Annotated in this window: 25 protein-coding genes; 9 read left to right on the forward strand and 16 right to left on the reverse strand. The window is 64.6% G+C overall.

Annotated features, from left to right (window positions below; translation table 11 throughout):
* Nucleotides 1–174: ATP-binding protein (locus VLR48_RS14270; RefSeq protein WP_325292452.1), on the forward strand; the 174-nt coding region annotated here is incomplete at its 5' end.
* A 640-nt stretch (nucleotides 175–814) separates the two neighbouring features.
* On the opposite strand, the gene VLR48_RS14275 is transcribed toward VLR48_RS14270, so the two are convergent.
* Both VLR48_RS14275 and VLR48_RS14280 read right to left on the reverse strand, forming a co-directional pair.
* Nucleotides 815–1,228 carry a type II toxin-antitoxin system VapC family toxin gene (locus tag VLR48_RS14275; protein WP_325292429.1) on the reverse strand — a complete coding sequence of 138 codons (414 nt, stop codon included), beginning with the start codon at nucleotides 1,226–1,228 and terminating at the stop codon, nucleotides 815–817.
* Complete coding sequence (locus VLR48_RS14280) at nucleotides 1,216–1,500, reverse strand: hypothetical protein (RefSeq protein ID WP_325292430.1); 285 nt, start codon at nucleotides 1,498–1,500, stop codon at nucleotides 1,216–1,218. Before VLR48_RS14280 ends, VLR48_RS14275 begins: the two co-directional genes overlap by 13 nt.
* A gap of 254 nt (nucleotides 1,501–1,754) precedes the next feature.
* On the opposite strand from VLR48_RS14280, the gene VLR48_RS14285 reads away from it, so the two are divergent.
* On the forward strand, nucleotides 1,755–2,162 hold the full coding sequence (locus VLR48_RS14285) for a secondary thiamine-phosphate synthase enzyme YjbQ (protein ID WP_325292431.1): 408 nt from the start codon (nucleotides 1,755–1,757) through the stop codon (nucleotides 2,160–2,162).
* A 536-nt stretch (nucleotides 2,163–2,698) separates the two neighbouring features.
* On the opposite strand, the gene VLR48_RS14290 is transcribed toward VLR48_RS14285, so the two are convergent.
* From VLR48_RS14290 to glgC, 6 genes are all read right to left on the reverse strand, one after another.
* Nucleotides 2,699–3,508, reverse strand: a complete 810-nt coding sequence (locus VLR48_RS14290) for an ABC transporter permease (protein ID WP_325292432.1) — start codon at nucleotides 3,506–3,508, stop codon at nucleotides 2,699–2,701.
* The gene (locus tag VLR48_RS14295; RefSeq protein WP_325292433.1) at nucleotides 3,505–4,224 is read right to left on the reverse strand and encodes an ABC transporter ATP-binding protein; all 720 of its coding nucleotides are present in this window, start codon (nucleotides 4,222–4,224) and stop codon (nucleotides 3,505–3,507) included. The genes VLR48_RS14290 and VLR48_RS14295 overlap by 4 nt, the downstream gene beginning before the upstream one ends.
* Nucleotides 4,225–4,237: 13 nt before the next feature.
* The gene (gene trmB, locus VLR48_RS14300) at nucleotides 4,238–4,939 is read right to left on the reverse strand and encodes a tRNA (guanosine(46)-N7)-methyltransferase TrmB (RefSeq protein ID WP_325292434.1); all 702 of its coding nucleotides are present in this window, start codon (nucleotides 4,937–4,939) and stop codon (nucleotides 4,238–4,240) included.
* Between the two features lie 268 nt (nucleotides 4,940–5,207).
* Complete coding sequence (locus VLR48_RS14305) at nucleotides 5,208–6,011, reverse strand: thiazole synthase (protein WP_325292435.1); 804 nt, start codon at nucleotides 6,009–6,011, stop codon at nucleotides 5,208–5,210.
* A gap of 67 nt (nucleotides 6,012–6,078) precedes the next feature.
* Complete coding sequence (gene thiS / locus VLR48_RS14310; RefSeq protein WP_325292436.1) at nucleotides 6,079–6,279, reverse strand: sulfur carrier protein ThiS; 201 nt, start codon at nucleotides 6,277–6,279, stop codon at nucleotides 6,079–6,081.
* Nucleotides 6,280–6,292: 13 nt separating this feature from the next.
* On the reverse strand, nucleotides 6,293–7,564 hold the full coding sequence (glgC, locus tag VLR48_RS14315) for a glucose-1-phosphate adenylyltransferase (RefSeq protein ID WP_325292437.1): 1,272 nt from the start codon (nucleotides 7,562–7,564) through the stop codon (nucleotides 6,293–6,295).
* Between the two features lie 271 nt (nucleotides 7,565–7,835).
* Between glgC and glgB the strand changes: the two genes are divergently transcribed.
* The 3 genes from glgB to VLR48_RS14330 all read left to right on the forward strand — a co-directional run bounded on the left by glgB (nucleotide 7,836) and on the right by VLR48_RS14330 (nucleotide 11,219).
* A complete protein-coding gene (gene glgB, locus VLR48_RS14320; protein WP_325292438.1) occupies nucleotides 7,836–10,109 on the forward strand; it encodes a 1,4-alpha-glucan branching protein GlgB in 2,274 nt (757 codons plus the stop codon).
* Between the two features lie 14 nt (nucleotides 10,110–10,123).
* Nucleotides 10,124–10,582 (forward strand): YaiI/YqxD family protein, encoded by a 459-nt coding sequence (locus tag VLR48_RS14325; protein ID WP_325292439.1) that lies wholly within the window; start codon nucleotides 10,124–10,126, stop codon nucleotides 10,580–10,582.
* Between the two features lie 64 nt (nucleotides 10,583–10,646).
* Nucleotides 10,647–11,219 (forward strand): NnrU family protein, encoded by a 573-nt coding sequence (locus tag VLR48_RS14330; protein ID WP_325292440.1) that lies wholly within the window; start codon nucleotides 10,647–10,649, stop codon nucleotides 11,217–11,219.
* 195 nt (nucleotides 11,220–11,414) lie between these two features.
* Here VLR48_RS14330 and VLR48_RS14335 read toward each other — a convergent pair whose 3' ends face one another.
* Together VLR48_RS14335 and VLR48_RS14340 are read right to left on the reverse strand one after the other, a co-directional pair.
* On the reverse strand, nucleotides 11,415–11,669 hold the full coding sequence (locus VLR48_RS14335) for a hypothetical protein (protein ID WP_325292441.1): 255 nt from the start codon (nucleotides 11,667–11,669) through the stop codon (nucleotides 11,415–11,417).
* Between the two features lie 49 nt (nucleotides 11,670–11,718).
* Nucleotides 11,719–12,144 (reverse strand): hypothetical protein, encoded by a 426-nt coding sequence (locus VLR48_RS14340; protein ID WP_325292442.1) that lies wholly within the window; start codon nucleotides 12,142–12,144, stop codon nucleotides 11,719–11,721.
* 243 nt (nucleotides 12,145–12,387) lie between these two features.
* On the opposite strand from VLR48_RS14340, the gene moaE reads away from it, so the two are divergent.
* Nucleotides 12,388–12,843, forward strand: a complete 456-nt coding sequence (gene moaE, locus VLR48_RS14345; protein WP_325292443.1) for a molybdopterin synthase catalytic subunit MoaE — start codon at nucleotides 12,388–12,390, stop codon at nucleotides 12,841–12,843.
* Nucleotides 12,844–12,976: 133 nt separating this feature from the next.
* Here the strand turns inward: moaE and ureG are convergent, their stop codons facing one another.
* From ureG to VLR48_RS14370, 5 genes are all read right to left on the reverse strand, one after another.
* Nucleotides 12,977–13,591: an urease accessory protein UreG gene (gene ureG, locus VLR48_RS14350; protein ID WP_325292444.1), complete on the reverse strand. Its 615-nt coding sequence runs from the start codon at nucleotides 13,589–13,591 to the stop codon at nucleotides 12,977–12,979.
* 10 nt (nucleotides 13,592–13,601) lie between these two features.
* On the reverse strand, nucleotides 13,602–14,288 hold the full coding sequence (locus VLR48_RS14355) for an urease accessory protein UreF (RefSeq protein ID WP_325292445.1): 687 nt from the start codon (nucleotides 14,286–14,288) through the stop codon (nucleotides 13,602–13,604).
* Nucleotides 14,272–14,730 (reverse strand): urease accessory protein UreE, encoded by a 459-nt coding sequence (gene ureE, locus VLR48_RS14360; RefSeq protein ID WP_414718611.1) that lies wholly within the window; start codon nucleotides 14,728–14,730, stop codon nucleotides 14,272–14,274. Before ureE ends, VLR48_RS14355 begins: the two co-directional genes overlap by 17 nt.
* Before the next feature lie 90 nt (nucleotides 14,731–14,820).
* Nucleotides 14,821–16,038: a phosphatase PAP2 family protein gene (locus VLR48_RS14365; RefSeq protein WP_325292446.1), complete on the reverse strand. Its 1,218-nt coding sequence runs from the start codon at nucleotides 16,036–16,038 to the stop codon at nucleotides 14,821–14,823.
* 18 nt (nucleotides 16,039–16,056) lie between these two features.
* Nucleotides 16,057–16,653, reverse strand: coding sequence for a GNAT family N-acetyltransferase (locus tag VLR48_RS14370; RefSeq protein ID WP_325292447.1), 597 nt, complete (start codon nucleotides 16,651–16,653; stop codon nucleotides 16,057–16,059).
* 200 nt (nucleotides 16,654–16,853) lie between these two features.
* Here VLR48_RS14370 and mgtE point away from each other — a divergent pair, with 200 nt between their 5' ends.
* From mgtE to VLR48_RS14385, 3 genes are all read left to right on the forward strand, one after another.
* On the forward strand, nucleotides 16,854–18,266 hold the full coding sequence (gene mgtE / locus VLR48_RS14375; protein WP_325292448.1) for a magnesium transporter: 1,413 nt from the start codon (nucleotides 16,854–16,856) through the stop codon (nucleotides 18,264–18,266).
* A 133-nt stretch (nucleotides 18,267–18,399) separates the two neighbouring features.
* Entirely contained in the window at nucleotides 18,400–18,951 is a 552-nt protein-coding gene (locus tag VLR48_RS14380; protein WP_325292449.1) for a choice-of-anchor I domain-containing protein, read from the forward strand.
* Nucleotides 18,952–19,371 carry a choice-of-anchor I domain-containing protein gene (locus VLR48_RS14385; protein ID WP_414718612.1) on the forward strand — a complete coding sequence of 140 codons (420 nt, stop codon included), beginning with the start codon at nucleotides 18,952–18,954 and terminating at the stop codon, nucleotides 19,369–19,371.
* A 398-nt stretch (nucleotides 19,372–19,769) separates the two neighbouring features.
* Here VLR48_RS14385 and VLR48_RS14390 read toward each other — a convergent pair.
* Nucleotides 19,770–20,252, reverse strand: a 483-nt coding sequence (locus tag VLR48_RS14390) for an efflux RND transporter permease subunit (protein ID WP_325292451.1), incomplete at its 5' end; no start/stop codon positions are given.

Below are 20,252 nucleotides of genomic sequence, written 5' to 3' on the forward strand. Positions count from 1 at the left end.
ACCGCCATCCTCGACCGGCTGCTGCACCACAGCCACGTCGTCACCATCCGTGGGGAGAGCTACCGATTACGCGAGAAGCGCCGTGCCGGCCTGCTCGGGAGCGCGGCGAGCGGCGCGCGCCGGGGCGGCGGGGGCGAGCCCCGGCGAACTGAGGGGAAACGCAGATCCATGTAACCACGGGGGGTCAATTCTTGGTGTCGCCAGGGGGTCAATTCCTGGTGTCGCTTGACAGGCCCTCTTACATTTGATCGGGGTAACCCGTCTAGGACTCCCCGGGTCATGCCGGCGCGTTTGCACCCGGTCGGGGGATAAAGCGTTCAGGTTCAATTTCTGCCGACACCGGCGACACGCATGCCCGGTCGAAACTCCAGCGCATCGAGGATCTCGATCCGCTGATCTTAGACTTCCCGTCCCGGCCTCTCGAAGATGCGATTCCAACCGTCGAGTCGGCATCCCGGGAATAGGCGGTGTTCTCGGGATCGACCGCCTGGGCCTCAGCGGAAGATCCACGCGGGACCCGCGAGGAAGAGTAGAAGCACGAGCTAGGGCAATGGCGTGGCTCGTCATGGATTCAAGATCGGTTCGAGGACCCGGGGTGGGGCCGCGCGGATTCCGAGTTCTCCGGGCATCGCTACCTCCACATGATGGCTGCGCCAAATTGCTCGCGCACGTTGCGGAGGAAGGCAAGGCCACGGACCGGAGGACGACAGCGAAAATAAAACTGCCTCGAGCAGTCAAGGCCCCTTTTCTCTCTGCGATCAGATAATTATCGCCTTCATCCGGAAGATTGGGCCGCCAGCAAAAGAAAAGGGGATCATCCGAACGGGCACTCGACACGCAGGCCGGGGATCTGTTTGAAGTCGTCCCGATTGCTGGTCAGTACCGCAAACCCATGGGCAATGCCCGTCGCGGCGATCTGCAGATCATGAACGCGGCCCTTCATCTGGCCGCGCGGTCGCAGGAAATGGGCATACAGTTCCGCGTAGACCCTCGCGACCGCCTCCGTGAAGTCCAGCACAGGCATGCTCCCGATCAGTCCCTCGACGAAGGCCGCGCGTTGCACACGCTGGGTCGGAGTGGCTGCCAAATGGACCCCGGCCAAGAGTTCCGAGACGGTGATGGCGGCGATGTACCCTTCGCCGTAGTGCGCAAAATCCGCCAGGTGCTCCAGCGCGAAGCGCCCGTTCTGCGCATCGATGAAAACATGGGTATCGATCACGAGTCCCATGGCGTGCCCGGAAGATCTCCCGCCCGGCGGATGAGTGCCAGATCGTCAGCCATGGCTCGGTCGTCCGCATCCAGCTTGGGCAGGGATGCCAGCAACTCGCCGAGTCGGGAAATGGGGTAGCCGGCCTTCGCCGGCGGACTCAGCTCGGCGACCGTCTGACTGCCCTTGGTGATGGCCAGCTTTCGGCCCGTCAGCCGCACCCGGTCGATCACGACCGAGAGATTACGCACCAGCTCTGTCGTCGTGACATTTTCCTTGAGGTCGAATCGCATATTGCCGCCGGGGCCGGATCAGGCCGTTAGGGTTCGTGGAAAATATGCATTATGCGAAGAGTATGTATTCTAAGCAAGGCTACTCGCTGAAGATCGCCGCCCGTTCGGCGGCCTATTTCAGCGTCCGCGCATTGAGGCTCCAGGAGTGCCTCGCCAGGTGTGAGCAGCATTGCCGGCGACCGGCCCAGGCTTGCCCAACCACCGGACCGGCCAGATGCTGTTACCCGACACCCGAGACTCGGAGACAGCATTCCATGCGCGAAACCATCCGACTGACGACTCGCCGCGACCAGGAACTGGTCGACATCACCGCCGAAGTGTATGCCGTGGTGGCGCGCAGCGGGATCCACAACGGCATCGTCCACGTCTACGCCCAGGGCGCCACGGCCGCGATCATGATCCAGGAGAACTGGGATGAGAGCGTTCAGGAGGACGTCATCGACTTCCTTTCGAAGCAGATTCCGAAAGGTGTCTGGCGCCACGACGCCCAAGACGGCAACGGCGATGCTCACCTCAAGGCAGGCCTGGTCGGACCCTCCGAGACAGTCCCCTTGATCGACGGCGAGCTCGGCTTGTCGCGTTGGCAGAATCTCTTCTTCTGCGAGTTCGACGGTCCACGTGCGGATCGGCGCATCGTGGTGACCGTGCTGGCCGATACGTGAGGCGATGCCCCACCACCGGCTCGCACGACGCAATGATCGGGAGGCTGCGATGAGGCGTTGCTTGGTGGCGTCGGTCGCGGTTCCCTGCGGCGCGATCGCCGCCGTACCGCCGACCCGCCGGTCGCACGGATGCATCGCACCGCGCGTGCCCTCTACTCCGGCTGCGCCGCGGCCATCCGCTCTACCAGAACGAGTGCCTCGGCCCGTTTAGAGGCGCGGGGTCTTGCTATCCTGCATTTTTTGGCCGAACTAACTCCATGGCCAGACCACTCCGAATCGAGCAGGCGGGCGTACCACATCAACTCAGGAACAGGAGGCTTGTGGCCATCCTCGCGTCATGTCTCGCCTCTGTCGACTAAGGACATCGATCGCGAGGTCGGCGTAGGGATACCGCGACCAACTGGACATGAAGGCTTGCTTCTCTATCCGCCTACCAGCGCCGGCGCAGAGTTCGGCGAGCTGCGCTGCGGTTGTCCCTCCGGGTCCGCCATGTGAGCCCGAGCAGGCTTGCCGATAGGACGAGGAAATAGCTTCCATCAACTCGACCGGTTCGCCGCAGCGAGCCGGTCCAGGCGCAGTCGCTGGCGGTCGTCGAACAGACGGCGCGAACCGATCCAGACGGCGGCCATCGAGCCGAGCCCGGTGCCGGCGGCGATGAGGAACATGATGAGGAGCTGGTATTTGGCGGCTTCCATCGGCGGGCTGCCGGCGAGGATCTGGCCGGTCATCATGCCGGGGAGGCTGACCAGGCCGGCGGTGGCCATGGCGTTGATGATGGGGATGAGGCCGGAGCGTAGGGCATCGCGACGCACCTCCTCGATCGCGTCGTCCCAGGTGCCGCCGGCGAGCAGGCGTGCCTCGATGCGTCCGCGTGCATCCCAGGCCTGGCGGGTCAGGCTGTCGAGCGCGATGGCGATCCCGCTCATGGTGTTGCCGAGCATCATGCCGAGCAGCGGGATCAGATACTGCGGCTGATACCAGGGTTCGACCCCGATGATGACCGTCAGGGCGAGTAGGGTGACGGTGAAGGCGGACAGGAACATCGAGAGCGCGCCGATCCCGTAACCCCAGATGCCCCGGTACCGTCGCTTCTGTCGCTGCATCACTTCGTATCCGGCGACCGAGAGCATCACCAGGGCCATCAGTCCGATCAACGGCAGACTGGTCTGGGCGAAGAGCACCTTCAGCACCAGCCCGACAAGCATGAGCTGGACCGTGCTGCGTGCGGCCGAGATCAGGACGCGCCGCTCGATCCCGAGGCGCAGTCGCCAAGACATGCCGGCGAGCAAAAGGACCAGGATGGAGGCCAGTCCCAGATCGAAAGGGCTGAGATGGATGAGGGTCACGCTTCGGGCTCCAGACGCTCGTTGCGGATGACCAGCGAGCGCCCGCCAATCCGGCGGCGTTGCTCCGGATCGTGACTCACCCAGAGGACCGCCGCGCCCTGCGTCTTGCGATAGGTCTCCACGACCGCCTCCACGCGTGCGCCGTTGCTCGGATCCAGGTTGGCGGTGGCCTCGTCGAGCAGCAGCGCCTCGGGTGTCTGTGCGAGCAGGCGCACCAGCGCCAGACGTTGACGCTCGCCGGTGGAGAGTCGAGTCACCGACCAGCCGAGGACGTCGCGTGCGAAGCCGAGGCGGTCCAGCCAGTCCGTGATGGTTGAGGGGTCCGGCAGGGCAGGGTGATTCGAGACGCGAACGGGTGCGCGGCGAAAGGGTTTGGACAGACGCAGGATTGCCGGAGGAAGCGGCGACGTAGGCTGATCTGCATGCGCGGTTCGGATGCCCGGCAGATGCTCGCCGACGCTCTCCGCCCACCAGAAGGCCTCCGCAGGGAGAAGACCGACCCGCCGACGCCAGTGCGCGGGAGCGATGCGCGAGCGCGGCTCCTCGCCGAGCCAGACCTCGCCTTCGTGCGGATCCAGGTCGGCGACGGCGCGCAGCAGGAGGCTCTTGCCCGAGCCGGACGGGCCCGATACGAAGACCAGCTCGCCCGCAGCGACCGCGAGATCGAGCGGCCCGAGTGCGCGCGATCGGATCCCGTCGAGTCTGAGTCCGGACATCGGAGCCTCGGTCTCAGCGCCGGCGAAACATCAGGTCGCGAACCCGATGGCCGAGACGCTCGCCGCGTTGCTCGAAGCGGGTGAGCGGACGTGTCTCAGGGCGGGGCGAGAAGCTGCCGGCTCCGGCGAGATTCTCGAAGCTCTCCGAAGACGCCTCCAGGGTCTCCAGCATCTGCTCGGCATAAGGCTCCCAATCTGTCGCCGCGTGAAAGACGCCGCCCGAGCGGAGCGCGCGCGCGAGCAGCCCGATCAGCTCGGGCGTCAGGATGCGACGCTTGTGATGACGGCGTTTCGGCCAGGGATCGGGGAAGAAAAGCTGAACGCGGTCCAAGCTGCCGGGCATGATGCCTCGGGCGAGCACCTCGACCGCGTCGTGCCGCATCAGTCTCAGATTGGTCAGCCCGCGCCGCTCGATCTCGAGCAGCAGGTGCCCGACACCCGGGCGATGCACCTCGATCCCCAGCCAATTGCGCTGCGGATCCTGCTCGGCCATCTCGGCGAGCGAATCGCCGTTGCCGAACCCGATCTCGAGGACGACGGGGTGCGCGTTGCCGAAGAGCCCCGCGAGGTCGATTGGCGTGTCTGGCGTCCAATCCACGCCGTAGAGCGGCCGGAGGTCCCTAAAGGCCCGCTCCTGGGCGGAGGTCAAACGACCCTCGCGCAGCACGAAGCTCCGGACGGGTCGCAGGAATTTTGGCGTAGTCTCGGCCGTCATGAGGTCCTTGCAACTGGCCTCTCGGCCGTACATCACGCTACCGCTTTCGCGGTCGGAGCGCTCCGAGGCGATTTCCGTGTAGAGGCATCCCGAATTCGCATGCCCAGAAGATTCGTCGGGCGAATAAATTCGCCCCTACGCGCAGGCGGATCCTTTCCCGGAAATCACCATTGGATTCAATCATTCTGAACCGCGTCCGGCACGAACCTCGCCCGTAGCCTCGGACGCCCGCGCCACACCGACCATCGCATTCCGCTCGAGACGCGGTTCAGGGTTGGAAGAACAGCCCATCCATCGGCGAGGACGCCGAGGCAAACCGCTTCGGCGCCATGCGCCCGGCAAGGTACGCCTCGCGCCCGGCCTCGATCCCCTTGCGCATGGCGCTGGCCATCAGGATGGGGTCGCGGGCCGCGGCGATCGCGGTGTTCATCAGTACCCCGTCGCAGCCGAGCTCCATCGCCACGGCAGCATCCGATGCCGTGCCGACACCCGCGTCGACCAGGATCGGGACATGGGCGTTCTCGACGATGGTGCGGATGTTGAGCGGGTTGCGGATGCCGAGCCCCGAGCCGATCGGGGCGGCCAACGGCATGACGGCGATGCAGCCGATCTCTTCGAGCTGTCGGGCGACGATCGGGTCGTCGTTGGTGTAGACCATGACCTGGAAGCCGTCCTTGACCAGCTCCTCGGCCGCCTTGAGCGTGGCGATCACGTCCGGGAAGAGTGTCTTCTCGTCGCCCAGGACCTCGAGCTTGACCAGGGTGTGACCGTCCAACAGCTCGCGCGCCAGTCGGCAGGTGCGCACGGCGGTCTCGACATCGTAGCAGCCTGCGGTATTGGGCAGGATGGTGTAGCGCTCGGCCGGCAGGATATCGAGGATATTGGGCTCACCCGGGGTTTGGCCGAGGTTGGTGCGCCGCACCGCGACCGTGACGATCTCGGCGCCGCTCGCCTCGATGGCCCGGGCGGTCTCGGCCATGTCCTTGTATTTGCCGGTGCCGACGAGGAGTCGGGAGCTGTACTCGCGTCCGGCGAGGGTGAATCGATCGGTTGCGGCGGTCTCGGTGGTCATGGGTGTGGTGGCCAAAACGAAAGAAAGATTCAGGATAAAGGATTCGGGGCAGGACGCCCAAGCCGGGTCATCCGCCGCCGACGGCGTGGATGATCTCGACCTGATCTTGCGGCGCGAGCCGGTGCTCGGAGAAGCGGCTGCGCGGGACCAACTCGGCATTGACCTCGACGGCCAGGCGACGGCTGCCGAGCTCGAGCTGCTCGATCAGCTCGGCCATGGTGAGTGCGTCCGCAACCTCGGTGGCGGCGCCGTTCAAGATGATCTGCATTCGGACGAGGCCCTCAACGGACGTGGTTGGCGTCTTGGCCCAGCATCTCGGGGGTCACGAGTGTGACGCCGCCCTCGCTCACGTAGAAGCCTGCTTTGCGATCGGCTTCCTGATCGAGGCCGATCACGGTTCCCTCGTCGATCTGGCAATAGCGATCGATCACCGCATTGCGGATCGTGCAGTTTCGGCCGATCACGACATCGGGAAGGACGACCGAATCCTTGACATAGGCATAGGAATTCACGCGGACGTTCGAAAACAGCAACGAGTGACGAACCGTGGCGCCCGAAATGATGCAGCCGCCCGAGACCATGGAGTCTACCGCCATACCGCGTCGATCCTCGTCGTCGAATACGAACTTCGCCGGCGGCAATTGCTCTTGGTAGGTCCAAATCGGCCAGCTTTTATCGTAGAGGCTCAAGGGCGGCGTGACGCCGATCAGCTCGAGGTTGGCCTCCCAAAAGGCGTCGATTGTACCGACGTCACGCCAATAGGCCTGCTCGCCGCTGCGCGGGTCACGGAAGGTATGGGCCATGACGCGATAGTGTTTGATGACGGAAGGAATGATGTCCTTCCCGAAGTCATGCGAGGAGCGCGGCGTGTCGGCATCCTTGATCAACTGCTCGAACAGGAAACCGCGATTGAATACATAGATGCCCATCGAGACAAGGCTCTTGCCGGGCGATCCGGGGATGGCCTCCGGCTCCTTCGGCTTTTCGGCGAATCGCAGCACGCGCCCCTCGTTGTCGACCGACATGACTCCGAATTCGCTGGCGCGCTCGGTCTCCATCTCGAGACATCCGACCGTCATATCGGCACCGGACTCGACGTGGTAGGCGATCATCGCGCCGTAATCCATCTTGTAGATATGGTCGCCGGCGAGCACCAGGATGTAATCCGGATTGTGATCGCGGATGATGTCGAGGTTTTGGAATACGGCGTCGGCTGTTCCCGCATACCAAGCAGTCTCCGCGACACGCTGCTGGGCAGGCCACAATTCCACGAACTCGCCGAATTCGCCGCGCAGGAATCCCCAGCCCTTCTGGATATGAAGGATCAGTGAATGCGCCTTGTATTGCGTCAAGACGCCGATACGGCGGATCCCTGAATTAATGCAGTTCGAAAGCGGAAAATCCACGATCCGGAATTTCCCGCCGAAGGGCACGGCCGGTTTGGATCTCCAGGCCGTCAAGTGCATCAGGCGCGAGCCCCGTCCTCCGGCCAGGATCAGCGCCAGGGTATTGCGGGTCAGGCGGCTGACGAACCGGGGATTCGTTTGGGGCATAAGTCCTCCTGTTGTCGTCTAGGCGAGGGCATAAGAGTAGTCCCCCTTATGTTAACATCAAGACGGTCCGAAGCGTCGGCGCACTGCCCTGTGGTCGCGTTCTTCCCGCGCCGTACCACGGGCCGTCGATCCCGACGAGACCCCGAACCTGTCGCGCCCGTCTGCCGCCAGCCCGCAGACTCGGGGCGCGGCCCCGCGATATCGAACGGTTTCCGTGGCAGCGCCGACGATAGGCGACATCGAGAGCCGACAGCGAAGGAAATACTTCAGAATGGCAACCGCGACACAGCAAGCCCCCAAGGTTCCGGAACCCTTGCAGCGCATTATCGAGGCGCGTCACCACGACCCGTTCGAGGTTCTCGGCCGGCATCTCGAGGGCGACCGGGCAATGATCCGTGTGTTTCTGCCGGACGCAGAGTCGGCCACCTTGGTCGAGGCCTCCGAGCCCTTCGCTCGGATCGAGGGAACGGATTTTTTCCTTTGGGAGGGCTCGGCATCTAAGGTTCCCGAGCGTTACCGAATCGACTGGATCGATGCCGCCGGTGAACATCACGTCCATCACGATCCCTACTGCTTTCCACCCCAGCTCGCCGATTTTGACCTCCACCTCTTCGGTGAGGGCCGACACTGGCACGCCTACCGGTTTTTGGGCTCGCACCTGACCGATGTCGACGGAGTGTCGGGCGTGCAGTTCGCGGTCTGGGCACCGAGTGCCGAGCGCGTGAGCGTTGTCGGCGATTTCAACCAGTGGGACGGGCGCGCCCACCCGATGCGCGTGCGCGGCGGCACCGGTGTTTGGGAGCTTTTCATTCCCGGAATCGGACAAGGCGGCTTCTACAAATACGAAATCCGCGATCGCGCGACCAACATCCACGTCAAGATCGACCCTTACGCACAGGCCTTCCAGGAGCGTCCGCAAACGGCCGGGTTCATCTGTCCGGAGAGCCGATTCCGTTGGGCCGACCAGGCCTGGCTGGCGGCCCGCGCCGAATCGGATTGGCAGCATTCCCCCTTCTCGGTTTACGAGGTCCATCTTGGATCCTGGCAGCGCGGTGCGGACGGCGAGTTTCTCAATTACCGGGTCCTCGCCAAGCAGCTCGCGGATTATGTGAGCGAGCTGGGCTTTACCCATATCGAGCTCCTGCCGATCACTGAGCACCCCTTGGACGCCTCTTGGGGCTATCAATGTACCGGTTATTTCGCGCCGAGCGCCCGCTTCGGCTCGCCGGACGACTTCCGCTTCTTCGTCGATTACCTGCATCGCCGCGGTATCGGCGTGCTGTTGGATTGGGTGCCCGCCCATTTCCCGAAGGATGCCTATGCACTGGCGCGATTCGACGGCACTGCCCTTTACGAGCATGCGGATCCGCGCATGGGCGAGCACAAGGATTGGGGAACCCTGATCTTTAATTTCGGCCGCAACGAGGTGAAGAACTTCCTTCTGTCGAGTGCCCTCTATTGGCTCGACGAGTTCCATCTCGACGGGTTGCGCGTGGATGCAGTCGCTTCCATGCTGTATCTGGACTATTCGCGCAATGCCGGTGAATGGATCCCGAACAAATACGGCGGCAACGAGAATCTCGAAGCGGTGGATTTCATCCGCCAACTCAATACCGTCACCCACGAGCAGCATCCGGGCACCCTGATGATCGCCGAGGAATCGACCGCGTGGCCGGCGGTTTCGCGCCCGACCTATCTCGGCGGTCTCGGCTTCAGCATGAAATGGAATATGGGCTGGATGCACGACACCCTATCCTATATGCAGAAGGATCCCATCTATCGCCATTATCATCACGATCTGCTGACGTTCGGCCTTCTCTACGCCTTCACGGAGAATTTCGTGCTTCCCTTCTCGCACGACGAGGTGGTGCACGGAAAGAAGTCGATGCTGGATAAGATGCCGGGCGATGCCTGGCAGAAGTTTGCGAGTCTGCGCCTGCTCTACACCGTCATGTTCAGCTATCCGGGCAAGAAGCTCTTGTTTCAGGGCTGCGAGTTCGCGCACGGCGCCGAATGGGACTTCGACGCGGCGATGGATTGGGATCTGCTCGAGCGACCGCAGCACGAGGGCATCAAGCAGATCGTGTCGGATCTCAACCGGCTCTATCGCGAGCAGCCCGCACTGCATGAGGTCGACTTCGACAGCTCCGGGTTCGAGTGGATCGATTGTCACGACAGCTCCCAATCCGTGCTCAGTTATCTGCGCAAGGACCTCTCCGGCAAGCAGATCGTCGCCGCCGCATTCAATTTCACTCCGGTGCCGCGCACCAACTATCGGATCGGCGTCCCCGAGCCCGGTTTCTATCGGGAGGCGCTGAACTCGGACGCCGCGCTCTACGGCGGCAGTAATGTCGGCAACCAGGGCGGTGTGGAGGCCGAGCCGGTGAGCTGGATGGGGCGGCCCTATTCCATTCCGATCGCCCTGCCTCCGCTCGCCGGGATTATCCTGGTGCACGAGCCGATCTCCGCGGATGCGGTCGCGAGCGAGACGGAATCCGTGATCGCCGATGCCGAGGCGTCGACTGTGACGGCCGAGGCGAGCTGACGGGTTCGCGGCGGTTGGAGATCTGGGTCGACGCCGACGCTTGTCCGAACGCCGTGAAGGAGATCCTTTTTCGTGCCTCGGAACGGCTCGGCGTCCCGATCACGTTGGTGGCGAACGCGCCGGTGAGTACGCCGCCTTCGCCTCTGGTGCGTTCGGTCCGGGTTTCCGCCGGGTTCGACGTTGCCGACAACGAGATCCTGAAGCGCCTCGCCCCCGGCGATCTGGTGATCACCGCGGATATCCCGCTCGCGGCGGAGGTTATCGAGGGGGGCGGCCAAGCCCTGAACCCTCGCGGCGAGCTCTACACCAAGGACACGATTCGCGAGCGCCTGACGATGCGCGACTTCATGGACACCCTTCGCGGCAGCGGCATCAACACCGGCGGGCCGCCCGCCTTCGGGCCGCGCGATCGGCAGGCGTTCGCGAACGCCTTGGACGGTCTTCTCGCGAAATCCAAGACGCGTCCGGCGTAATCGGCAGGGTTTGGGGTGAGCCGCGGTTTGGATGGTTTTTCAATGCGTTTGGAGGAATCCTCGGATGGCAGTACTCGTCCTCGGTTTGATCCTGTTTCTCGGTATTCACTCGGTGTCCATCATCAACAGCCAATGGCGCACCGATCTGGTCGCGCGATTCGGCGAGATCCCATGGAAGGCCATCTATGGACTCTTATCCCTGGTCGGGTTTTATTTGATCGTCTCGGGATACGGGGCCGCCCGCCTGTCGCCCGTCGTCATCTACGAGCCGCCGGTTTGGATGCGGCATATCAGCCTGTTGTTGATGCTGCCCGTCTTTCCGTTGCTGCTTGCCGCTTATCTGCCGGGTCGGATCCAATCCGCGACCAAGCATCCCATGTTGCTCGCGGTGAAGATCTGGGCGACGGCGCACCTGCTCGCCAACGGCACGGCCGCCGATATCCTGCTGTTCGGAGCCTTTCTCGCTTGGGCGGTTGCCGACCGGATCTCGCTCAAGCAACGCGCGACCCCGACCGTCTACGGGGCACCGCCCAGCCAGGTGAACGACGCCATCGCGATCATCGGCGGCATCGGGTTCTACCTGCTCTTCATGTTCTGGCTGCACAAGCTCCTGATGGGCGTGGCGCCGATCGGGTGAGCGCGTTTAAACCGCGCCCGGTGCGGTATGCGTCATTTGATGGATGGCTCGGCCGCGCCGGCTCCGACGACTGTCGGAGCCGGCGCGGTTTAAAGGATTCAAAATCTTAAATTCTAAACCGCGTCTCACTGGGATCGAGGATATCTCCGAAGCTAAACGAACAATGAAAACGACACATGTCGCTCTGGACGCGGTTTAGGGCTGCTCGTCCAGAAGAGAAAAGCTCACGAAGGTGGCGATCAGGATGAGGGTCGCGATACAGCCCGGGCTCGGGCAGAGCAGCATCAGGATAGCGGCACCGGTCCAGACGAACAGGCAAAGTGTGCGCCGCGCCCGGTGGGCCGGGGTGGCTTTGCGCCGCTGGAAGTGGGTGTAGTCGGCTCGACCGCTACAGAGCCAGTGGATGACGCGCTGTGGCCACCCGGCGATTTGCGAGATGAGCGGAGGCATCGTCGAGTGATCATCGCGAGGCGCTTCGGCGCCTCGCGAATCGGACCGATCAGAAATTGGTCACGACGACGTTGACGCCGTCTTCTTGACCCAGGTCGAAGGTGTTGTCGCCCAGCTTGGCGACCGTGCCGATCGTGTCGACAACAACGGCAGGATCGGCCCCCGCGTTGACGACGAGGCCATTGCCCGAGCCATCCTCGATCACGAGGGTCGCGGCATCCGGCCTGGTGACCGAGATGCCCTCGGCAGGCGAGACGATGCTCAGATCCGCGTTCAGGAAGCGCACCGACAGCGCCGAGGGATCGCGATTGGCCTCGACGAAGGCATCGGCCGCGTCGACCGCGCCGGTTTTGACCTTCTCGACCAGACCCATCGCAGCCGCTTTCGCCTTGCCCGCGATATCCCGTGCGTTCTCGCTGGTGGTGGCCTCTCTGACCGCAGCAACCGCTTTGTCGAGTTGTTCTTTCCAGTTCATCGTCGTTTCCTCTTGGTGAATGATCGAACGAAGCAGGGACTCGGAGCACGGCATCGGGCATGATTCAAGCTTGAGTGGTTTTCCGTCGGCGGGCGGTTCGATGCCCGGATCCGAGAGAAGGCCGCGGCGGGAGCCGAGGCGAAACGCTCGCACTCGAAAGTATAGGAGCCCCCTGATTCCTCTGCCGAGTGGACCGGGCAGACCGGGGTCGAACCCCGGACACCAGCGTCGGAGAAACCGAACATGCAACGCATTCGAGTTCAACGCGACCTTTTCGACATTGCGGAGGAGCAAAAAATTCTCTCCCGCGACAAGCCGCAGGTCGGTGCCGTGGTCACCTTCATCGGACTGATGCGCGACATCAACGAAGGCGCCGAGGTCGCCGCCATGACACTGGAGCACTATCCGGGGATGACCGAGAAGGCACTCGGCGCCATCGCCGAGGAGGCCGCGCAACGCTGGGATCTGGAGGACATCAGTATCCTCCATCGCGTGGGCGAGCTGCTGCCGCAGGATCCGATCGTGTTCGTGGGCGTCAGCAGTCGGCATCGGGGCGAGGCGTTTCGTGCTTGCGAGTTCCTGATCGACTACCTCAAGACCCGCGCGCCCTTCTGGAAGAAGGAGCAGACGGCGCAGGGCGAGCGTTGGGTCGATGCAAGCGGGACGGACGATGAAGCGGCCCGGCGCTGGGCGGAGTGATCGAGCGACTCGGGGCGAATGAATTCGCCCCGACAGGTCTTCCGAGTATGCGCAGTGGGGATGCTTCTTTCAGGGCGTCAGTCTGCCCGGGCCGATCCCATCCAAAAACATCGCAGACCGCGCCGGGCGCGGTTTAAGCCCCGAGCATCCCCTGATGCTCGATGAAGTCGAGGATCCTCTCCAGTCCCTGGCCGGTGCGCAGATTCGTGAAGACGAACGGCCGCTCCCCGCGCATGCGTTTGGAGTCGCGCTCCATGACCTCCAGCGAAGCCCCCACATAAGGTGCCAAGTCGATCTTGTTGATGACCAGGAGGTCCGAGCGGGTGATGCCGGGTCCGCCTTTGCGCGGGATCTTCTCGCCCTCGGCCACGTCGATGACATAGATCGTCAGGTCGGCCAGCTCGGGGCTGAAGGTGGCGGCGAGGTTGTCGCCGCCGCTTTCGATGAAGACCAGATCCAGGTCCGGGAAGCGGATCTGCAGATCCTCCACCGCGGCCAGGTTCATCGAGGCGTCCTCGCGGATGGCGGTGTGCGGGCAGCCGCCGGTCTCTACGCCGACGATGCGTTCGGCGGGCAAGGCTTCGGAGCGGATCAGGAACTCGGCGTCTTCGCGGGTGTAGATGTCGTTGGTGACCACCGCCAACTGATAGCGCTCTCGCAGCGCCTTGCAGAGCGCGTCCAGCAGGGCGGTCTTTCCGGAGCCGACGGGACCGCCGACCCCGACGCGCAGGGGTGTAGCATGGACCATGGTGTCTCCTTCAGGAACGAAACAAGCGGGTGTATTGGGTCTCGTGAGCGGAGCTTGCGATCGCCAGGGCCGGAGTCGCGGCGCCGATCTCCTCGTCCGCGACCTCGAGGGCCGCAGCGACGGCGTTTGGAATGAGGGTTGCCAGTCGCGCCAGTGTCTGTTGGCCACGCGTCTGACCCAAAGGCACGAGCTTGATTCCGGCCAGGACCAGATTTTCGAGCCAGCTCCAGGCATAGCCCGTCGCCGCATCGCGCGGTTCGATCCGCCAGGACGCCGCGGCGAAGGCGAAGCCCGCGGCCTGACTGCGCGCGAGCTGCGGTTTCCACCCGAGCGCATCCTCCAGACCCCAAGCGACCAGCAGATCGGCGAGCGCGCGTCCGCGATCGGATTCCTCGCGTCGCAGCTCGGCGGTCTCTCGGCCGGCCAGGAGGCTGTCGACCCAGCCGCCCATCCGTGCTCGATCGCGATCGAGTGCCGCCGCCTGCATCCGCACCAAGAGCGGGAGGTCCAGATACCGAAGGCTGCACCCGATCTGATCGGCCATCCAGCCTTCCAAGTCGTCGGCATCGCGGATCCAACCGGTCTCCACCGCCCATTCGATGCCCTGCGAGTAGGTGAAGCCACCCACTGGCAGCGAGGGGCTGACCAGGTGCATCAGGCGCAGCAGAGGCAGCGCCCCGTCAGTGATCATGGACATGGCCCGAATGATCCGCCCCCTGACCGCCGTACGCACCGGGCTCCGGCTCGAAGCCGGCATCCACGAGCCCGACCTCGAGCCCGAGACCGCGCACCATCTCGTCGAGGACCTGATCCTGTCGGTAGCTGAGGCGCCCGGGCTCGATCTGCAGGGGCACGTGCCGGTTGCCGAGGTGATAACAGGCGCGTGCGAGCAGCAGCGGGTCGGCGCTCTCTGCCCGCGAGAGGTGCTCCGGTGCAGCGATGATGCGTGCGACCAAACCGTCCTCGGCGATCAGTGCGTCCCCGTGATGCAGGATGGTGCCGCGGGGCAGAAAGAGTCCGGCCTCGCGGCCGTCGTCGAGCATGACGCGCAGCCGACAGCGAGTGCGCTGTTCCAGCGTGAGCGTGAGGGTCACGTCCGCCGGGATGTGCGCGACGGTCGTGCTGGTGAAGCGGATCAAGGGTTCGGATTGCGGCACGGCTTCGCCCCCGTTGTGGTCAAGACTGCGGGCCTCGCAGGCGGTTGTCGATCGGTCCGGACGCGTTGCGGATCAGGGGTCGACACGGATCACCTCGCCGTCGCTCGTCTGCAGGTCGAGCTCGGGCAACGGATCCTGCGATGGATGGACCCGGATGTCGCCCGAGTCGATCCGGACCTCGACCCGCTCCCATTCGTTCGCGACGATCCCCATCACGACCTTGGTGTCCTTCTCGGTGAACACCCCCTGATGGCTGACCCGATAGGTCAGCACCCGGTGGTCGCCGGTCAACTCAGGCTCGACCCTGCTCCAGGGCAGCCCGAATCCGCGCGCCTCCAAGCGCATCTCGGCCGTGCGGTGCGCGCCGCCCGGCCAAAAGAGAATCACATAAGCCTGATCGGCGACCAAGCGCAAGACCTTGGGGGGCGGATCGAAATCGCCCGGCCGGACCCATTGGATCTGCACGTTCTTCAGAGGCGTCGCCAAGAGGACGCCCCCGATCATCAGGGCTGCGACGAGCGCATAGACCGCAGCCGTGAGCTTCGGGCGCCGCAGCTCGGGCATCGGGGAGGGCGGTGCCGCCGCCTCGGCGGCCTCGCGCCGCGGGATGCGCAGGACGAAATAGTAGAGCCCCCAGGCAATCCCGTAGGCGATGACCCCGGACCAGATGACGTCCGAGAGGAAGTGGTCGCCCGCCGCCATCCGCCCGATCCCGAGCAGTGTGCCGAAGGCGAGTGAGCCCGCGAGCACGGTCCAGGCGAGCGACGGCCTGCGTCTGCGCCAGATGATGAAGAAGACGCCGAGCATGTAGCCGATCGAGCTGTGTCCGCACGGGAAGGATTTGCCGTCGCCGTGCTCGGAGATGGCGAGCGGGGGAATATAGTCGCGCGTCCCGCCGAGCTGCTCGATCTGGTGCGGTCGAGGCCGTCCCCAGTTGTCTTTGAAGACGCCGTTGACGATGAGTCCGGGCCCCAGGATCGTCGCTGCGATCAGCAGGATCGCGTAGCAGCGCAGCTGCCTGAACGACCGCCAGATCGTCCCGGCGCCGAGAACGAGCAGTCCGCCGAGCATGACGAAGCCGGTCAGGAGCGGCGAGGCGACATAGAGAAAGGACCAAAGCGGTGCTTGTGCCTCGTACCAGGGGTCGTCCGCCTCCGGATGATAAAAGAGCGCGGCGGCCTGGATGTCCAGGTCGGTCAGCCAAAAGGGCAGGGTTCCGACCAGGGCGATCAGGAGCAGGGCGATGCCTTGCGGGAGCCAATCCCGGTGCGGAGATGTGCTGTGCGACATGGGTCGTCTCGGTGGCGTTCAGTCCAGGTGCTTCAGCCAGAACACCATCGGTTTCGGCGTTTCCACGGCGTCGTCGAGATCGCGCCAAGAGAAGGTGGTGCGCAACTGCGGCTGTCTCACGAAGCCCTGTTTCGCCCAAAGACCGTCGAGCGGACGATAATCCCGCGGACGCCGCGGGTGATCGTCGGGTCGCTCCACGGCGCAGAAACAGGCGACATTGAATCGGCCGAGCGCACGGGCATGGGCCTCGCGCTCCTCGAAGAAGCGCCGCCCGAGCCCAAGCCCGCGGTACTCCGGCAGCAGGACCGATTCGCCGTAGTAGAAAACCCGCTCTGGCGCATAGTCGTGAGCCCTGAAAGGCTCGATAAGGTTCGGGGTCTCGGCCGCGAGCGGCAGCGCGCTCGATGCACCCACCACCCGATCGCCGTCGCGCACCAGAACCATGACCCCGTCGGGCGCGTCGGCGTAGGTCCGCAGATAGCGTTCTTCGTACTCCGCATCGCCCTCGTAGAGATAGGGGTAGTCGCGAAAGACGCGGATGCGAAGGCGCGCGAGCGCCGGCAGATCGGCGACGAGATCCGTTCCCGTAAGACACTCGATTTGCAGCTCGGACATTGAAAACCCTCGTTCGGCCGCTCTTCCAGTTAGGCCGGATTCCTCGACGTCGATCGCGCCGCCCGACTGCGGCGAGACCAATGAAGCGGCATCATAACCCGGTCGGATTTGATTTGATCCGCCGGTGTTGCCACACTCCGGCGGATTTCGAACCTTCGAAACGCCGATCAGCAACGCTCCACCCCGGGACCGCCTCAGCCATGACAGAGACTACCGAAGCGCCACGGCTGCGTTGGACCCGCGGCCGACCCGGCGAGACACTCGACGTCAACCGTCCGGTGGTCAAGGCGATCGGGCGCATGATCAAGGCGGGTGAGCGCGAGGAGATTCGCCGCCTGCTGCGAACCTGGCATCCGCGCGACATCGTCGAGCTGCTCGTGCAGCTTCCACTGAAGCGCGCGCGCAAACTCTTTTTGGTCTTGCCGGCCGGACCTGCCGCAAAGGTGGTTGCCGGGCTCAACAACGATTTTCGCGGCGCCCTGCTCGAAGACGCCACGATCGAGCGCCTCGCCGAGATCCTCGACGGCCGGGACGCCGAGGACGTGGTCCAGGTCCTGACCGAGCTTCCCGACGAGGTCCAGGAGCGGCTCATCCCGCACCTGCGCGAGGCCGATGCCATCCGCGAGCTCAAGGCGTATCAGGAGGATTCCGCCGGCAGCATCATGACCCGTAAGCTGGTCGCCGTGCCGCCGGACTGGAGTGTGGGGCAAGTCGTGGCCGAGGTGCGTCGTCGCGCCGATCTGATCAAGAAACTCTCGGCGGTCTATGTCGTGGATGCGGACCGCAAGCTCCTCGGCTATCTGAAGCTGCGCGATTTGCTGCTGCGCCCGAGCGACATCCCGGTGGAGCAGGTCATGCGCACCGATCTCGTCTCGGTCAGCTCGGATATGGATCAGGAAGAGGTCGTGCGGGTGACCACGGAGAACGACCTCATCACGGTGCCGGTCGTGGATGCCGAAGGTCGGCTGCTCGGGCGCATCACCGCCGACGAGCTGCAACGCGTGGTGCGCGACGAGGCGGAGGAAGACGTGCGTCTGCTCAGCGGCGTCTCGCCCGACGCACGGCCCGACGACCCGGTGCTCGGCATCGTGAAGAACCGCTTGCCTTGGCTGCTCGCGGGGCTGGTCGGTGCGCTCGTCTCGGGCAGCGTCATCAACGCCTACGAGACGCAGATCGCTGCCGCGGCCATCCTGGCGAGCTTCATCCCGATCGTGATGTCGATGGCCGGCAACGCGGGAATCCAGGCCGCGACGGTCGCCATTCAGGGCCTCGCGGCCGGCACCCTCTGGATCGGCGATCTGCCTTGGCGGCTCGTCAAAGAGATGCTCGCGGCGGTGCTGAACGGGTCGATCGCGGCCCTGATCCTCGCCGCGATCGTCTTTGTCGCGGGACCCCTGGTGGGTGTCGCGGACCCGCTGCGTCTGGCGCTGACCGCAGGTGTGGCCTTGACCCTCGTGACCCTGCTCGCCGTCACCATGGGCGCGGCGGTTCCGCTGATCCTCCATCACTTCAAGATCGATCCGGCGATGGCTACGGGCATCTTCATCACCACCGGCAACGATATCATTGCGGTCCTGGTATTCTTCCTGGTGGCGTCGCTGCTTTATCTCTGAACAGCGGCTGCGGCGATCGGCGTCCGGCTCGCGGCATGCAGCCGCATATCGCCGAATCGTCATTGCACTGTCCCTGAACCGTCATGCTTGATCCGATAATCGGGGATTTTTACCCGACGAGGATCTCCGACTCATGTCGTTTACGACCGTCTCACGACTTACCGCCGGCTGCGCCTTGGCGCTCGGTATCGGCGCTCCGGCTCTAGCGGGTCCCTACGCAGCTCAGACCACGATCGCCATCGCGCCGCTCGGCACCTACGCAACCGGCGTATTCGGCGAATCCGCGGCCGAGATCGTGGCCCACGATCCCGGGACGCAACGCCTGTTCGTGGTCAATGCGCAGAGCGAAAACGTCGATGTGCTCGACATCCGCTCCCCCTCGGCTCCGCAGGTCCTGTTCAGCGTGAGCCTCGGCGGGGTCGTCAACAGCGTGGCTGTCCACAAGGCGCTGATGGTCGCGGCGGTCGAAGCGGATCCCAAAACGGATCCGGGCAAGGCGGTCTTCTTCAACGCCGACGGGAAGATCCTCGAGTCCGTCAAGGTCGGTGCGCTGCCGGACATGGCGACCTTCACCCCGGACGGCAAGCGGGTGCTGGTGGCCAACGCGGGCGAGCCGAACGACGACCGCCTGGGTGTCGCTGCAGGAGAACAACGCCTTCGCCGTCCTCGACATCAAGTCCGGTGAATTTTCCACCGTCCACGGCCTCGGCTTCAAAGACCACCGCCTGGCGGGGAACGAGCCTTCAACTCGGACCACAAGGCGAACAACTTCGACAACCGCAGCGACAACAAGGGCCCCGAGCCCGAGGGCGTGACTCTGGCCAAGCTGTGGGGGCGCACCTATGCCTTCATCGGACTGGAGCGTATCGGCGGCGTCATGGTTTACGACGTCACCGATCCCTATGCGCCGAGCTTCGTTCAGTACCTCAACAACCGCGATTTCGGCGTCAAGCCCGGCACGCCTGAGGCGGGCGATCTGGGCGCCGAGGGTCTGACGGTGATCGAGGCGTCGAAGAGTCCGATCCGCGGGGTGCCCTTATTGGTCGTCGCCAACGAGGTGAGCGGCACGACCACCCTGTTCCGCATCGAGCGGATCCGGGGGTAAGACGTCGGGGCCTTTGCCTCGGCCTGAAGGACTGCGGTGATCGTCGCAGGCGACGCTCACCGCATGAATCCGCGCATCAGGGCTCCGCGCCCTGCTTGCGATCCTCGTCGCTCGGGATGGGTCGTGTCCGGATGGGTCGGTCGGAATCGTGCAGCTCCCGCATTCCGGCTGCGCCGGTGCGCCTGCGATCAGCAACACCACCAACGCCAGGAGCGGCACCGGCCACCACGCCAGGCGTTCGCGCGCCATCACCCGTCTGCGCGGGCTTCGATCCGGCGTTCGGATACGGCGTCAGCGCCGAGTGGCGCAAGGACGACAACCAGTGCAGGCCAGACATCGGCAGGCGTCAGCGCCGCCGACAAGTCGGCGCCGAGCATCGACCAAAGTTGGTTTGAGACTTATGGTTGGGTCCTCTCGGCTTGGTTGACGGAAGGCCGGCCGACGGCAAGATCGGCGCGGCGGGAAAAGAAGGCATACATGGTGGGCACCACGATCAGCGTCAGCAGGGTCGACGAGGCGAGCCCGCCGACCACGACGGTCGCGAGCGGGCGCTGGACCTCCGAGCCGACGCCGGTGGCGTAGAGCAACGGCGCCAGGCCGAGCACCGTGGTCAGCGCCGTCATCAGCACCGGGCGCAGCCGGGATCGGGCGCCGTCCAGGACGGCGGTGCGCAGATCCTGGCCGACGACCCGGTTCTGGTTGATGGCATTGACCATGACCACGCCGTTGAGCACGGCGATGCCGAACACGGCGATGAAACCGATGGAGCCCGGCACGGAGAGATAGATGCCGGAGACCCACAGCGCGAAGACGCCGCCGATCAGCGCGAGCGGCACGTTGAGCATGATCAGCAGCGCCTGGCCGACGGAGTGGAAGGCAAA

Source organism: Thiocapsa sp., assembly GCF_035467215.1.
Classification (GTDB): domain Bacteria; phylum Pseudomonadota; class Gammaproteobacteria; order Chromatiales; family Chromatiaceae; genus Thiocapsa.